Origin of the sequence: Rhodococcus sp. TAF43, assembly GCF_052113525.1 — a bacterium.
GTDB lineage: Bacteria > Actinomycetota > Actinomycetes > Mycobacteriales > Mycobacteriaceae > Prescottella.
Map to the genome: position 1 here is coordinate 75,146 of NZ_JBFRDL010000014.1, position 14,051 is coordinate 89,196.

The 14,051-nt window shown below is 70.6% G+C and carries 12 protein-coding genes; 8 read left to right on the forward strand and 4 right to left on the reverse strand.

The genetic code is table 11. From position 1 onward, the window contains the following. Positions 1 to 22 precede the first annotated feature (22 nt). From AB4Z09_RS12150 to AB4Z09_RS12160, 3 genes are read right to left on the reverse strand one after another with little or no spacing between them, the layout of a single operon-like run. Entirely contained in the window at positions 23 to 1,267 is a 1,245-nt protein-coding gene (locus tag AB4Z09_RS12150; RefSeq protein WP_114722537.1) for a glycosyltransferase family 4 protein, read from the reverse strand. After that, entirely contained in the window at positions 1,267 to 2,853 is a 1,587-nt protein-coding gene (locus AB4Z09_RS12155; protein ID WP_174911704.1) for a 1,4-alpha-glucan branching protein domain-containing protein, read from the reverse strand. Before AB4Z09_RS12155 ends, AB4Z09_RS12150 begins: the two co-directional genes overlap by 1 nt. Next, on the reverse strand, positions 2,850 to 3,665 hold the full coding sequence (locus tag AB4Z09_RS12160; RefSeq protein WP_429519861.1) for a class I SAM-dependent methyltransferase: 816 nt from the start codon (positions 3,663 to 3,665) through the stop codon (positions 2,850 to 2,852). The genes AB4Z09_RS12155 and AB4Z09_RS12160 overlap by 4 nt, the downstream gene beginning before the upstream one ends. Positions 3,666 to 3,905: 240 nt before the next feature. On the opposite strand from AB4Z09_RS12160, the gene AB4Z09_RS12165 reads away from it, so the two are divergent. Both AB4Z09_RS12165 and AB4Z09_RS12170 read left to right on the forward strand, forming a co-directional pair. Beyond that, entirely contained in the window at positions 3,906 to 4,706 is an 801-nt protein-coding gene (locus tag AB4Z09_RS12165) for an electron transfer flavoprotein subunit beta/FixA family protein (protein ID WP_114722536.1), read from the forward strand. Between the two features lie 45 nt (positions 4,707 to 4,751). Next, on the forward strand, positions 4,752 to 5,708 hold the full coding sequence (locus tag AB4Z09_RS12170) for an electron transfer flavoprotein subunit alpha/FixB family protein (protein WP_114722535.1): 957 nt from the start codon (positions 4,752 to 4,754) through the stop codon (positions 5,706 to 5,708). Between the two features lie 123 nt (positions 5,709 to 5,831). On the opposite strand, the gene AB4Z09_RS12175 is transcribed toward AB4Z09_RS12170, so the two are convergent. Beyond that, positions 5,832 to 6,005, reverse strand: coding sequence for a hypothetical protein (locus tag AB4Z09_RS12175; RefSeq protein WP_254622588.1), 174 nt, complete (start codon positions 6,003 to 6,005; stop codon positions 5,832 to 5,834). 581 nt (positions 6,006 to 6,586) lie between these two features. Between AB4Z09_RS12175 and AB4Z09_RS12180 the strand changes: the two genes are divergently transcribed. The 6 genes from AB4Z09_RS12180 to ligA all read left to right on the forward strand — a co-directional run bounded on the left by AB4Z09_RS12180 (position 6,587) and on the right by ligA (position 13,883). Then, positions 6,587 to 7,417, forward strand: a complete 831-nt coding sequence (locus AB4Z09_RS12180; RefSeq protein ID WP_114722533.1) for a GNAT family N-acetyltransferase — start codon at positions 6,587 to 6,589, stop codon at positions 7,415 to 7,417. Next, positions 7,414 to 8,262, forward strand: coding sequence for a lysophospholipid acyltransferase family protein (locus AB4Z09_RS12185; RefSeq protein WP_442239801.1), 849 nt, complete (start codon positions 7,414 to 7,416; stop codon positions 8,260 to 8,262). The genes AB4Z09_RS12180 and AB4Z09_RS12185 overlap by 4 nt, the downstream gene beginning before the upstream one ends. Before the next feature lie 53 nt (positions 8,263 to 8,315). Then, positions 8,316 to 9,542 (forward strand): cysteine desulfurase family protein, encoded by a 1,227-nt coding sequence (locus AB4Z09_RS12190; protein ID WP_174911698.1) that lies wholly within the window; start codon positions 8,316 to 8,318, stop codon positions 9,540 to 9,542. Continuing rightward, the gene (gene mnmA / locus AB4Z09_RS12195) at positions 9,543 to 10,631 is read left to right on the forward strand and encodes a tRNA 2-thiouridine(34) synthase MnmA (RefSeq protein WP_174911695.1); all 1,089 of its coding nucleotides are present in this window, start codon (positions 9,543 to 9,545) and stop codon (positions 10,629 to 10,631) included. Continuing rightward, the gene (locus tag AB4Z09_RS12200; protein ID WP_174911691.1) at positions 10,628 to 11,659 is read left to right on the forward strand and encodes a methionine synthase; all 1,032 of its coding nucleotides are present in this window, start codon (positions 10,628 to 10,630) and stop codon (positions 11,657 to 11,659) included. Before mnmA ends, AB4Z09_RS12200 begins: the two co-directional genes overlap by 4 nt. Before the next feature lie 79 nt (positions 11,660 to 11,738). Continuing rightward, entirely contained in the window at positions 11,739 to 13,883 is a 2,145-nt protein-coding gene (gene ligA, locus AB4Z09_RS12205) for an NAD-dependent DNA ligase LigA (protein WP_254623014.1), read from the forward strand. The last annotated feature ends 168 nt before the right edge of the window (positions 13,884 to 14,051 follow it).

Genomic DNA, 14,051 nt, shown 5'->3' on the forward strand with positions numbered 1-14,051 from the left:
CGGGCGTGGGCCGGGCGGCCCGCTACCGACCGGGTAGCGGGCGCTCGGGAATCTCGGGGCGTGCCAAAGGATGCCGCACGCGGCGCTTGGCCGCCGAGTACACCTGGACCGTCTCCTCGGCGACCTTGCGCCAGTCGAAGTCGGCGGTCAGCCGCTCGCGAGCCGCCCGCGCCCGCGTCTGAGCGGCGGCGGGATCGTCGAGCACCTCGCGGGCCGCGGAGGTCAGTCCGTCCACGTCCCCCGGCTCGAACGACAGTCCGGTCACGCCGTCCACGACGGCCTCGCCGAGCCCGCCCGCGGTCGAGGTGATCAGCGGTGTGCCCGCGGCGGCCGCCTCGAGGGCGATGATCCCGAACGGCTCGTACCGGCTGGGGAGCACGATCGCGTCGGCGCCGTGCAGCCAGCTCAGCAGCTCCTCGTGGTCGAGGTTGCCGAGGAACGTCACCGAACGTGCCACTCGGTGCGTGCGGGCCTGCTGCTGCAGCCACTCGAACTGGGTCCCCTCGCCCGCGACGGCCAGCGTCGTGCCCGGGTGGCTGCGCCGGATCCGGGGGAGTGCGGCGATTGCGTCCTGCACGCCCTTCTCGTACTCGAGCCGTCCGACGTACAGCAGCGTCGCCGGCCCCGACCGCGGTGCGCGCGGGCGGTAGCTCCACGTGGTGACATCGATGCCGTTGCGGATCACCGTGATCGGCGGCAGTTCGGGCCCGTACAGCTGAGTGACCTCGTCCTCCATGGACGCCGAGCACGTGATGATCGAGTCCGACTCGTTCGCCAGCCACCACTCCACCGAGTGGACCTGACGGTTGATCCGCCCCGAGATCCAGCCGCTGTGCCGGCCTGCCTCCGACGCGTGCAACGTCGAGACCAGCGGGACGTCGTAGAACTCGGCGAGGGCGATCGCCGGATGCGCCACCAGCCAGTCGTGGGCGTGGACGACGTCGGGCTGCCAGCCCTCACCGATGCCGCCCTTCGACAGCGCGACCCCGGCGCGGACCATCGCGTGGCCCATCGCGAGCGTCCACGCCAGCATGTCCTCACCGAAGATGAAGTGTGGCGGATCCTCGGCGACCGCGACCACCAGAACGCCCTCGGAGATCTCCGTGACGGTCGGGTGCGTCGTCGGATCGGTGCCCGACGGCCGCCGCGACAGCACCACCACCTCGTGGCCGGCGGCGGCCAGTTCGGTCGCGAGGTGATGGACGTGCCGTCCCAACCCGCCGACCACGACCGGCGGGTACTCCCACGACACGATCAGAATCTTCATCACACGCTCCCAGCGAATGCGGCTGTATCAGTCAGCGGACCGGGCAGGCGCCGCGCGTCGAGGGCGGGGAACAGGCCGTCGGCGGCGTTCCATCCGTCCGCGAGACGGCGTGCGACGTCGTCCCGGCCGGACGCGACCGCGTCGGCGATTTCCCGCAGCGCGTGGGCGTGCTTGTGGGCCCGATCCCGCGCGTACCCGGCTGCCGAGTCCTTGCTGACCATGAACGCCCAGTCGCTCGAGACCGCCATCAGCGTCTCACGCAACATCTGGTCGTGGACCCGATTGCGAAGTTCCGGTCTGCCCGGATTCGCATCGCGCGACTTGTCGATGGTGTCGAGTGCGGTCTGCACGACCTCCGCGTTGAGCTGGACCAGGTCGGAAACCTGGTCGCCGGCCCACACCCGCCAGTCCTTGCCCGAACCCCACGACGAGTCCTGCAGTTCCACGGGTGCGCCGACGTAGCCACGGGCGCGTGCATCGGCGAGGGTGCCGACGTCGATCCCGGCCTCGGGCAGCGCGCGCAGCATCTTCTCGAGCCACTGCGGGCCCTCGAACCACCAGTGCCCGAAGAGTTCGGTGTCGAACGCGGCGACGACCAGTGCGTCCCTGCCGATGCGCTCGGACTCGCTGCGGAGTCGTCGTCGGACCGTCTCGACGAAGTCCTCGACGTGCTTGTCGATCGCCGCGGCGGCCAGGTCCGGGTCGTACGGGGCCTTCTGCTCGGACGGCACACTGCGCCCGGTGACGCGCGCGGGCTTGAGCCCGGTGTCGTGGTCGTACGTGTGGAAGTCGCGGTAGGCGGCGTGGCCCGGGTACCCGGTCTTGGGGGACCACACGCGGTAGCTGACCTCGAGGTCGCGGCCGAACGCGACGACGTCGGAGTCCCACACCGGCCGACCCGCCGACGTGTCGCCGCGCAGCGCGGGGCCGTCGACCATGAAGTGCGACACGCCCGCGGCTGCGTAACCGATTTCCATGCCCGGCGTGTAGCCGCACTCGGGCGCCCAGATGCCGGACGGTGTGTGGTCCCAGCGGGCCTTCGCGTCCGCGAGGCCCTCCGCGAGCGAGAACGCGCGCAGGCGGGGATCGAGCAACGGCTGGAACGGATGGGCCAGCGGGCCGCCGAGCAGTTCGATCGCCTCGGCGTCGATCAGTTCGCGGATCACCGCGGATCCGCCGTGGCGCCAACGGGTTTCGAAGTCCGCGAGCGCCGTGGCGGACGCGCGGTGCTCGCGCGCACCGAGTTCCTTGTGTGACGCCGACGGCATCCCCGCCGCCTCGTGCGCGCGGATCTGCCAGTTGCCGAGCCAGTGGTGCATGCCGTCAAGGCAGTGCGGGTCGTCCAGTTGGGCAGCGAGCACCGGCGTGATGCCGAGCGTCAGCAGCCGTGAGCGGCCCTCCGTGGCGAGCCGGCGCAACACGGCCGTCACCGGCAGGTACGTCGCCGCCCACGACTGGTACAGCCACTCCTCGCCCACCGGCCACCGGCCGTGGTTCGCGAGCCACGGCAGATGCGAGTGCAGGACCAGGCAGAACATGCCCGGCTCTCGGGCCTCGGCGGCCCGACCCCCCTGAGTGCCGGTCATGCCACAGGATCCTTGATCGCGATGGCGACGAGGTCGAGGCTGTCGTCGATGTCGGCTTCGCGGAGTTCGAAGTCGTCGACGTCGATGCCCTCGACGTCCCGGGTGAGATCCTCGGGCCACGGCTCGCCGGCCAGGGCGCGGTCGATCTGGGCGTCGATGAACGAGCCGCCGTGCTTGGTGTCGAGCGCGCGCAGACGCGCGGCGTGGTGGACGCCGGTCATGACCGCCACCCGGAAGCCGGCCTCGACGAGCAGTTCGGTGAGCTCGGCGGCGTTGAGTTCACGCGTGTGGAACGGGTTGAGGGGGGTGTCCCGGCCGGGGGAGAACGTGATCCGGTTGGGCGTGCTGACGAGCAGCTCGCCGCCCGGCGTCAGGACACGGTGGCACTCGCGCAGGAACTGCGCTTGGTCCCACAGGTGCTCGATCACCTGAAAGTTCACGACCGTGTCGACGGAACCGTCCGCGAGCGGAAGCTCCGCGAGGTTGCCGTGCAGCATCTCCACCCGGGGGTACCGGGCACGGACGTGTTCGACGGCGGAGATGTCGTAGTCGAGCCCGGTGACCTTGCTCGCGACGTCGGCAATCATGTTGGCGCCGTAGCCTTCTCCGGATCCGGCCTCCAGGACGGTGCGGCCGGTGCAGCGGGGGAGCAGGTCGCGGTAGACCACCTCGTGGCGCCGGAACCAGTAGTTCTCCTCGGGGATTCCGGGCACGGTCCGCTCGCCGGTCAACGGCAGCGTCGCGGCGTCGTCGGGGGACGGCGTCGTGGTGTCGAGGGACTCGGCGGTGGAACCAACTGTGGATTCGCTCACCCCAGCGAGGTTAGTGCCCGCGGTGTCGACGGCGGTCGGGGTGGTCCACATCACACGCATGAAACGCCCGGTAGGCGGTTATGGTGAGACCGGATTTCGCCTAAGTTACCCGTGGGTAACTTAACGTGGGGTAATCTGTCGCACAGCCAACGTGCAACGAAATTACTTACGAGAGCTCGGCATCTCGCGGAGCCGCTCGCGATCATCAGGTAGATAGACACAGGAGGTCGACGAAGACCCATGACGAACATCGTCGTTTTGATCAAGCAGGTCCCCGACACGTGGTCCGAGCGCAAGCTCTCCGACGGCGACTTCACGCTTGACCGCGAGGCCGCCGACGCCGTGCTCGACGAGATCAACGAGCGCGCAGTCGAAGAGGCTCTCCTCATCAAGGAGGCCCAGGGCGGCGAGGTCACCGTGCTGTGCGCCGGACCGGACCGTGCCACCGACGCCATCCGCAAGGCTCTGTCGATGGGCGCCGACAAGGCCGTCCACGTCAACGATCCCGCCCTGCACGGCTCCGACGCCGTCCAGACCGGCTGGACCCTCGCCGCGGCCCTCGGCCAGATCGGCTTCGAGAACGGCGAGGCCGCCGATCTCGTCATCGCCGGCAACGAGGCCACCGACGGCCGCATCGGCGCCGTCCCGGCCATCATCGCCGAGTACCTGGGCCTGCCGCAGCTCACGCAGCTGCGCAAGCTGACCCTCGCCGACGGCAAGGTCACCGGCGAGCGCGAGACCGACGAGGGCGTCTTCGGCCTCGAGGCCGGTCTGCCGGCCATCGTCTCGGTCACCGAGAAGATCAACGAGCCCCGCTTCCCGTCCTTCAAGGGCATCATGGCCGCGAAGAAGAAGGAAGTTCAGGTCCTCACCCTGGCCGACCTCGGCGTCGATCCGGAGACCGTGGGCGTCGCCAACGCCGGCACCACCGTCACCGCATCCACCCCCAAGCCCCCGCGTACCGCTGGTGAGCGTGTCGCCGACGAGGGCGACGGCGGCTCCAAGATCGCCGCGTACCTCGTGGGCCAGAAGATCATCTGATCGCGCCCCCTCGAGACCAGCAGAGAAGACAGGGAGAAGTAAGCAATGGCAGAAGTACTCGTGCTCGTCGAGCACGCCGAGGGTGCACTCAAGAAGGTCAGCACCGAGCTCATCACGGCCGCCCGCGCTCTCGGTGAGCCGGCTGCCGTCGTCACCGGCCCGGCCGGTACCGCCGCGAAGCTGGCCGACGCGCTGGCTGCCGCCGGTGCCGCGAAGATCTACGTCGCCGAGTCCGACGACATCGACGGCTACCTCGTGACCCCCAAGGTCGACGTCCTCGCCGGCCTGGTCGAGACCGCCGGCCCGGCCGCCGTCGTCACCGCCGCCAGCACCGAGGGCAAGGAAGTTGCCGGTCGCCTGGCAGCTCGCATCGGCTCCGGCCTGCTGTCCGACGTCGTCGAGGTCAAGGCCGACGGCAGCGCCGTCCACTCGATCTTCGGTGGCGCGTTCACCGTCGAGGCCAAGGCCAACGGCGAGGTTCCGGTCATCTCGGTCCGCCCGGGTGCCGTCGAGGCCCAGCCGCAGGCTGCTGCCGGCGAGCAGGTCGTCGTCGAGGTTCCGGCTCAGGACGAGAGCGCCGTCAAGGTCGTCTCGCGTGCCCCGATCGTCGGTGGCGATCGTCCGGAGCTCACCGAGGCGTCGGTCGTCGTCTCCGGTGGCCGTGGCGTCGGCAGCGCCGACAAGTTCTCGGTCGTCGAGGAGCTCGCCGATTCGCTCGGTGCCGCCGTCGGTGCATCGCGCGCCGCCGTCGACTCCGGCTACTACCCGGGCCAGTTCCAGGTCGGTCAGACCGGTAAGACGGTCTCGCCGCAGCTGTACATCGCGCTCGGCATCTCCGGTGCCATCCAGCACCGCGCCGGCATGCAGACCTCGAAGACCATCGTCGCGGTCAACAAGGACGAAGAGGCCCCGATCTTCGAGATCGCGGACTTCGGCGTCGTCGGCGACCTGTTCAACGTCGCACCGCAGCTCACCGAGGCTGTCAAGGCTCACAAGGGCTGATCCCAGTCCCAGGCTCGCACGCCCCCGTCACCGGTTCCGGTGGCGGGGGTTTTGTGTTGTGCCCGTCCACTTCCCGCTGCGCGCGGATTCGTCTCCCGCGCGCGCAATCGTGCGCGCGGGGCGTCAATTCGCGCGCAGCACCGCGCCCAGGGGGCGGGGCCGGTCGTCGCGCCGCTGCATCGATCGACGAACTCTCGCTCCGATCACGTCCGGACGGTCGAGGTCTCGCCACGTCCACCGCGCGACCTCCCAGCCGGCGTCGCGGATCCTGTCCTCACGTTGCTTTTCTGCGAACACGGCATCGCCGGCATCCTGGCCTGGGCGAAGTGCCGGGTGCGCCGTCCACCTCCCGTCCGGTTCCGCGTGACGTATACGCGGTCGAGTGGGATGTCCCACAATGACAGGCCGTGCAGCACCGCGGCGGACTGGTGACTGACGACGGCGTCGGGATTCAGTCCCGGTAGCGTCGCCCGGATCAGTTCGCGGTGTCGCTGCGCGGGGTCCATCGAGGCATCGGCTACTGCGCTCAGGTATGTGCCCGGACGGAGCCTGCGCAGACCTCCGTTTCGGCAGAGCGTGCGGATCTCGGCGTCGGTGAAGCCTCGGGAGAGCGCATCGCGTCGTCTCAGTGTTCGAGGTGCAGGCTCGGTCATGGCCTCGATCTTCGACGTCGCAGATGCGATGCGCGACGCCTGTTCGCGCTGCTGTGGACAACTCCGACGTTGTCCACAGCCGCCGCGCGCGCGAATTCGTCTCCCGCGCGTGCAATCGTGCGCGCGGGGCGTCAATTCGCGCGCGGCAGTGACGTTCACCGAACCGGCATCCCGTCGACATGCGGCTGATGCCTCGTCGCCGGACGGGCTCGATAGACCTCTGGCATGACAACTTCGCCACTCGTCGAGACCGTCTACACCGCGCCCGTGACTTCAGGGACCACCAGATCCCGCTACTCCCTCCTCGTCTCCTCCGACCGCGAGCATCGTGAGGCGGCGCAGCGCCTGCGCTACCGCGTGTTCGCCGCCGAACCCGGCTTCGTCCTCCCCCCGTCTGCCGAGCGGATCGATGCCGATCGGTTCGACGACTTCTGTGACCATCTCCTCGTCCGCGACAACGTCTCCGGTGACTTCGTCGGCTGCTATCGGATGCTGCCGCCCGACGCCGCGGTCGCGGCCGGGGGCTACTACACCGCGACCGAGTTCGACCTGTCGGCGCTCGACCCTGCGAGACGGCGGGTCGTCGAGATGGGACGGGCCTGTGTGGACGTCGACCACCGCTCGGGCTCGGTCCTGGCACTGATGTGGGCGGGGATCCTGCACTACCTGCAGCTCACCGGCCACGACACCGTCATGGGCTGTGTGTCGGTGCCGATGCAGGACCGCCCCGACGCGGTTGCCGGTGCGAACGTGCGCGGCGTGCGCGATTTCCTGCTGAGCCGCCACGCCGCCGATCCGTCGACGTGGGCGCGACCGCTGCGTCCGGTCCGGGTGGACGGCCGTCCCCTCGACGACATCGCCGCGCCGCTGCGGCCGTCGGTGCCGCCGCTGCTGCGTGGCTACCTGCGGCTGGGCGCGAAGATCTGCGGCGAACCCGCGCACGACCCGGACTTCGGTGTCGCCGACTTCGTGGCCCTGCAGAGCCTGCACGACGCCGACACCCGCTACCTCGAGCGGTTGCGGCGCGCGTCGGCGGTGATCGAGGCCGCGGCATGAGTCATTCGTGGCTGCCGACGAGCCCGTGCGGCGACGGTTGCCTGCCGCGGCGCCCCGAGCGGGTCCCGGTCGCGCTCGCGTGCGGCCGCTGGATCGCGCTGGTGGCGGTGGCGTYGGCGTCGGTGCTGCTGCCGATCGTGCGACTGCTCCCGCGGCAGCCGCGGGTGGCATGCCATCGAATGTTCGCGCGAACAGCACTGCGCGGCATCGGTATCCGGATCGACGTGTCCGCATCGCCGGCCCGAGTGCCCGGCGGGACGCTCGTGGTGGCCGGGCACGTCTCGTGGCTCGACGTCCTGGTGCTCGCGGCGGTGCTGCCGGGTCGGTTCGTCGCCCGCGCCGACCTGCTGACCTGGCCGCTGCTCGGTGGCGTGGCCCGGCGGGCCGGGGTGATCCCCATCGAGCGGGGCAACCTGCGCGGCCTGCCGGACACGGTCGCCACCGCGCGGGATCGGCTGCTCGCGGGGGACACGGTGATCGTCTTTCCGGAGGGGACCACGTGGTGTGGTCGGGCGTTCGGTCGGTTCCGGCCGGCGCTGTTCCAGGCCGCGGTCGACGCGCAGCGGCCCGTCCAGCCGGTGCTGGTGGAGTATGTCGACGCGGCGGGGGCGCACACGACCGGGCCGTGCTTCGTGGGCGACGACTCGATCGGAGCCTCGATGCGCCGGGTGCTCAGGAGTCGCGGCCTGCGGGCCCGGGTGACGCTGGGGGCGCTGCAGGCCCCGGGCCGCGACCGTCGGGAGCTGGCCGAGCGGTGTGAATGCGAGGTCCGCCGCGGCGCTGCGGTGGGCGCGGACCGCATCCTTGCGCGTCTGGAAGGTCGTCGTCGCGCACGTGCTGCGTGACGGGGGTCTCCGCGGCGTGACGGGTCCGGGTGAACGGCTATCCTTGTCGAGTCATGATCTCGTCTGCCACCAGCTCAGCGGTCTACCTCGACCACGCCGCGACCACACCCATGTATCCGGCAACGATCGAGGCGATGACCGAGGTCTTCGCCACGGTGGGTAACGCCTCGTCACTGCACGGATCGGGTCGGTCGGCCCGGCGCCGGATCGAGGAGTCCCGCGAGTCCATCGCCGCCTGCCTCGGGGCCCGGCCGTCCGAGGTGATCTTCACCTCCGGTGGTACCGAGAGCGACAACCTCGCCGTCAAGGGCATCTACTGGGCCCGCCGCGACGCCGACCCCAAACGCACCCGCATCCTCGCCAGTGCCGTCGAGCACCACGCCGTGTTGGACGCCGTCGAGTGGCTCGTGGCCCACGAGGGAGCCCACGTGACGTGGCTGCCCGTGGATGCGGACGGTGCCGTCGACCCCGACGTCGTGCGGGCCGAGCTGTCGGTGCACGCCGACGAGACGGCCCTCGTCACCGTCATGTGGGCCAACAACGAGATCGGCACGATCAACCCGATCGCGCAGATCGCGGCCGTCGCCGCAGAGTTCGGCGTCCCGATCCACAGCGACGCGGTGCAGGCCGCGGCGCATCTGCCGGTCGACTTCGCAGCGAGCGGCCTGTCGGCGCTGAGCATCGCCGGGCACAAGTTCGGCGGCCCCCAGGGCGTCGGCGCCCTGCTGCTGGGCCGGCAGGTGTCGTGTGTGCCGCTGCTGCACGGCGGCGGGCACGAACGCGACCTGCGCTCCGGAACCCAGGACACCGCGTCGATCGTCGGACTGGCGTCCGCGCTGCAGATCACGACCGCCGACATGGACGTGCGCGGCGCCGAGCTGGCGGCCCTGCGGGACAGCCTGATCGACGGCGTCCGGCGCGCGGTCCCCGATGCGATCCTCAACGGCGCCACCGGTGCCGGGCGGCTTCCGGGTAACGCGCACTTCACTTTTCCCGGCTGTGAGGGCGACTCGCTGCTGATGCTGCTCGACGTCGCCGGCGTCGAGTGCTCCACGGGTTCGGCGTGCACGGCCGGCGTCGCGAGCGCGAGTCACGTGCTGACCGCGATGGGCGTCGACCCCGTCCTCGCGCGTGGATCACTGCGATTCTCGTTGGGGCACACGTCGACCGAGCGGGACGTCGAGGCGTTGTTGTCGGCGCTGCCGCAGGTGATCGAGCGTGCCCGCGCCGCCGGACTGGCGAGTGCCGGCGCTCGGGGAACACACGGAGGGAATCGGTAGATGCGAGTTCTGGCAGCGATGAGCGGCGGCGTGGACTCCGCGGTCGCGGCGGCCCGTGCGGTGGCGGCCGGCCACGACGTGGTCGGTGTTCACCTCGCACTGTCGACGGCGCCGGGCACACTGCGGACCGGGTCGCGTGGCTGCTGCTCCAAGGAGGACGCGGGCGACGCCAAGCGTGCGGCGGATGTGCTCGGAATCCCTTTCTACGTCTGGGATTTCGCGGAGCGCTTCAAGGAAGACGTGATCGACGACTTCGTGGAGGCGTACGCGGCGGGGGAGACCCCCAACCCGTGCCTGCGATGCAACGAGAAGATCAAGTTCGCGGCGCTCGCGGACCGCGCGATCGCGCTGGGCTTCGACGCCGTCGCGACCGGTCACTACGCGCGGCTCGAGGACGGCGTCCTGCGCCGCGCCGTCGACGCCGACAAGGACCAGTCCTACGTGCTCGCGGTGCTCACCTCGGAGCAGTTGTCGCGGGCCATGTTCCCGGTCGGCGACACCCCCAAGGAGCAGATCCGCGAGGAGGCCGCCGAGCGCGGCCTCGCCGTGGCGAACAAGCCCGACAGCCACGACATCTGCTTCATCCCGTCCGGTGACACCCGCGCGTTCCTCGGCGCCAAGATCGGGATCCGTCCCGGCGCGGTCGTCGACGCCGACTCCGGTGAGGTCCTCGCCGAGCACGACGGCGTCCACGGGTTCACCATCGGTCAGCGCAAGGGGCTCGGTGTGAAGGGCCCGGCCGCGGACGGTCAGCCCCGCTACGTGACGTCGATCGAGCCCGAAACCGGTACGGTCCGGGTCGGTTCGGCCGAGCGGCTCAAGGTGTGGACCATCTCCGCCGAGCGCGCGATCTGGACGTCCGGGCAGGCGCCCGAGGGTCCGATCGAGTGCGTCGTTCAGGTGCGTGCCCACGGTGGCACCGCCCGCGCGGTGGCCGAGGAAGTCGACGGCGGGATCTCGGTGCAGTTGTCGGAACCGCTCACCGGTGTCGCGAAGGGGCAGGCCGTGGTCCTGTACCACCCGGACGAGGACGGGGACGTGGTCATCGGCAGCGGCACCATCTCGGGAACCTCCGCGGACCGTCCGTGACGGGCGCCCGCGTTCCCGTCGGCGTCGCGACGGGCGTCGGCTCCTGGCCCGGGACCGATCCGCGGGCGGCCGCCGAGATCGTCGTCGGCGAACTGCCCGCCCTGCCACACCTGGTGGAACTTCCGGCCCGCGGCATCGGGGCCGACATGATCGGCCGCGCCGCGGCGCTGCTGATCTCCATGCCGCTCGACACCTCCACGACCGGCTACCGCCTCACGCAACGGGTCGGCGCGGCCACCCGCACCGCCCGCGACCTGCTGGCCCGCGACCTCGATGCCCTCGAGGAGGCGTGGGAGCTGGCGGGACGCCGGGGCACCGACCAGCCGGTGAAGGTGCAGGCCGTCGGCCCGCTGACGCTCGCATCGCAACTGGAACTGCACGCCGGGCACCGGGTGCTCACCGATCGGGGTGCGCTGCGCGATCTCACCGAATCGCTCGCGGAGGGTGTCGCGGCCCATGTCGCGGACACGGCGCGGCGCCTCGGTTCACCGGTCGTGGTCCAGTTCGACGAGCCCGGACTGCCCGCGGTCCTCGCGGGTTTGCTGTCCGGAGTGTCGATCCTGCAGACCCCGCGTGCGCTGCCCGAACCGGAGGCCCTGGCACTGCTGCAGTCGGCGATCGAGCGGGTCGGCGCGCCCGTGCTGGTGCACTGCTGCGCCGCCGACGCCCCCCTCGGTCTGCTGCATCGCAGTGGTGCGTCGATGGTGGGCCTCGACGTGACCACGCTGCGCACCGCGGACCTCGACGGCATCGGCGAACTGCTCGACGCGGGAATCGACCTGGCGCTGGGCCTGGTGCCCACCACCGCGCCCGAACGCACACCGGGCTGGCGGGACCTGGCCGAGCCGGCGACCCGTCTGCTCGATCGCCTGGGCTTCGCGCGTGAGTTGCTGTCGTCGCGCGTGACGGTGACCCCGGCGTGCGGTCTGGCGGGCGCGGACGCGGACTGGGCCCGCACGGCCCTGCGGTCGGCGAACGAGCTGACCCGCGCCTTCGCCGACGGTGCCGACCCGTCCGCCATGGCCTGAACGGGAGTTTGCGGCCGCGAAAACTGTCAGCTGGCTGCGATAACCTTCCCAGGTGGACCAGAACGAAGCCGCTACCGCAATGACCAGCCCGTCCGACGCCGCGGTGGAGCCTGCGAGTGCCGAGGATCGCGAACGCTGGCAGGAGTTGGCCGAGGTGGTCCGCAACCACCAGTTCCGCTACTACGTGCTCGACTCGCCGGTCGTCTCCGACGGCGAGTTCGACGCACTGTTCGGGCAGCTGAACGCGCTCGAGGAACGCCACCCGGACCTGCGGACGGCGGACTCGCCCACGCAGCTCGTCGGCGGCGGGTTCGCGACCGAGTTCAAGGCCGTCGACCATCTCGAGCGGATGCTCAGCCTCGACAACGTCTTCGACTACGACGAACTACGCACCTGGGCCGGGCGTGTAGAAGTCGAGACCGGTCCTGATCTGCACTACCTGTGCGAGGTGAAGATCGACGGCGTCGCGCTCAATCTGGTGTACGAGAACGGTAAGCTGGTCCGCGCGGCCACCCGCGGTGACGGTCGCACCGGCGAGGACGTCACGCTCAATGCGCGCACCATCGCCGACATCCCCGAAACTCTCACGCCCAGTGACGAATACCCGATTCCCGCGCTGCTCGAGGTGCGCGGCGAGGTGTTCTTCCGGCTCGAGGACTTCGCGGCCCTCAACGCGTCCCTGGTCCAGGAAGGCAAGGCGCCCTTCGCGAATCCGCGCAACTCGGCGGCCGGCTCGCTGCGGCAGAAGAATCCGGCCGTCACCGCACGGCGGCGGCTCGGCATGATCTGTCACGGGCTCGGCCGCACCGAGGGCTTCGACCCGGTCGGCCAGTACGACGCCTACACCGCACTCGCGGCGTGGGGGCTGCCGGTGTCGTCGCACACGTCGCGCGTGGTCGGCATCGACGCGGTGGTCGAGAAGGTGCAGTACTGGGACGAGCACCGCCACGACGTCGAGCACGAGATCGACGGTCTGGTCGTCAAGGTCGACGAGATGGCCCTGCACCGCCGCCTCGGTTCCACGTCGCGCGCGCCCCGCTGGGCGGTCGCGTACAAGTACCCGCCGGAGGAGGCCACCACCAAACTCCTCGACATCCGGGTCAGTGTCGGCCGCACCGGCCGGGTCACCCCGTTCGCGTACATGGAGCCGGTCCTGGTGGCCGGTTCGACGGTCGCGCTGGCGACGCTGCACAACGGCTCCGAGGTCAAGCGCAAGGGCGTGCTGATCGGCGACACCGTCGTGATCCGCAAGGCCGGAGAGGTGATCCCCGAGGTGCTGGGCCCGGTCGTCGACGTGCGCGACGGCACCGAGACCGAGTTCGTCATGCCCACCGAGTGCCCCGAGTGCGGCACGACGCTCGCCCCGGCCAAGGAGGGCGATGCGGACATCCGCTGCCCCAACCAGCGTTCGTGCCCGGCGCAGTTGCGCGAGCGCGTGTTCCACGTCGCGGGCCGAGGCGCGTTCGACATCGAGGTCCTCGGGTACGAGGCGGCCACGGCGCTGCTGCAGGCCGGCGTCATCCGCGACGAGGGCGACCTGTTCTCGCTCACCGAGGACGACCTGATGCAGGCGTCGCTGTTCCGCACCAAGGCGGGGAAGCTGTCGGCGAACGGCCGGCGCCTGCTCGACAACCTCGGCTCGGCCAAGCAGCAACCGCTGTGGCGCGTGCTGGTCGCGCTGTCCATCCGGCACGTCGGCCCGACGGCGGCGCGGGCGCTGGCGGGCGAGTTCGGCAGCCTGGAGCGCATCGAGAACGCCGGTGTCGACGAACTGGCGGCGGTGGACGGGGTGGGCGGCACCATCGCGGCGGCCGTCGTCGAATGGTTCGCCGTCGACTGGCACCGGGACATCGTCGAGAAATGGCGCGCGGCGGGGGTGTCGATGGAGGACGAGCGTGACGAGTCGATCGTGCGCAGCCTCGAGGGCCTGTCGATCGTCGTCACCGGTTCGCTCGAGGGGTTCTCCCGGGACGAGGCGAAGGAAGCGATCCTGATCCGCGGCGGCAAGGCCGCCGGTTCGGTGTCGAAGAAGACGGCGTTCGTCGTGATCGGCGACGCCCCCGGTTCCAAGGCGGCCAAGGCAGAGGAACTCGGTGTGCCGATCCTCGACGAGGCAGGATTCCGCCGTCTGCTCGAAAACGGACCGGACGGCATCCGACGTTTCGTGGCAGAAGCACAGCGCGACAGGAACATTCACACTGTCGCGCCGCGCTTGTCTACGTGATGAACGCCACGCTACGACGTGGTGTCGTTTTCGGTGGAATTCCGACGGCCGGAAATTCGCGACGGACCGCCGAGTGTGCGCATGGTGAACTTCGCGCCATCGATGCTGGTCGGAATAGTTCGGGGGCGGGCGTGCACCCGGAGTCGCGGCGTCGGCCGGGGCAGTGGC

What these genes read in the sequence shown, in the direction of transcription:
- AB4Z09_RS12150 (WP_114722537.1), bottom strand. Translation starts at nt 1,267, where the DNA reads ATGAAGATTCTGATCGTGTCGTGGGAGTACCCGCCGGTCGTGGTCGGC.
- AB4Z09_RS12155 (WP_174911704.1), bottom strand. Translation starts at nt 2,853, where the DNA reads ATGACCGGCACTCAGGGGGGTCGGGCCGCCGAGGCCCGAGAGCCGGGC.
- AB4Z09_RS12165 (WP_114722536.1), top strand. Translation starts at nt 3,906, where the DNA reads ATGACGAACATCGTCGTTTTGATCAAGCAGGTCCCCGACACGTGGTCC.
- AB4Z09_RS12170 (WP_114722535.1), top strand. Translation starts at nt 4,752, where the DNA reads ATGGCAGAAGTACTCGTGCTCGTCGAGCACGCCGAGGGTGCACTCAAG.
- AB4Z09_RS12180 (WP_114722533.1), top strand. Translation starts at nt 6,587, where the DNA reads ATGACAACTTCGCCACTCGTCGAGACCGTCTACACCGCGCCCGTGACT.
- AB4Z09_RS12190 (WP_174911698.1), top strand. Translation starts at nt 8,316, where the DNA reads ATGATCTCGTCTGCCACCAGCTCAGCGGTCTACCTCGACCACGCCGCG.
- mnmA (WP_174911695.1), top strand. Translation starts at nt 9,543, where the DNA reads ATGCGAGTTCTGGCAGCGATGAGCGGCGGCGTGGACTCCGCGGTCGCG.
- ligA (WP_254623014.1), top strand. Translation starts at nt 11,739, where the DNA reads ATGACCAGCCCGTCCGACGCCGCGGTGGAGCCTGCGAGTGCCGAGGAT.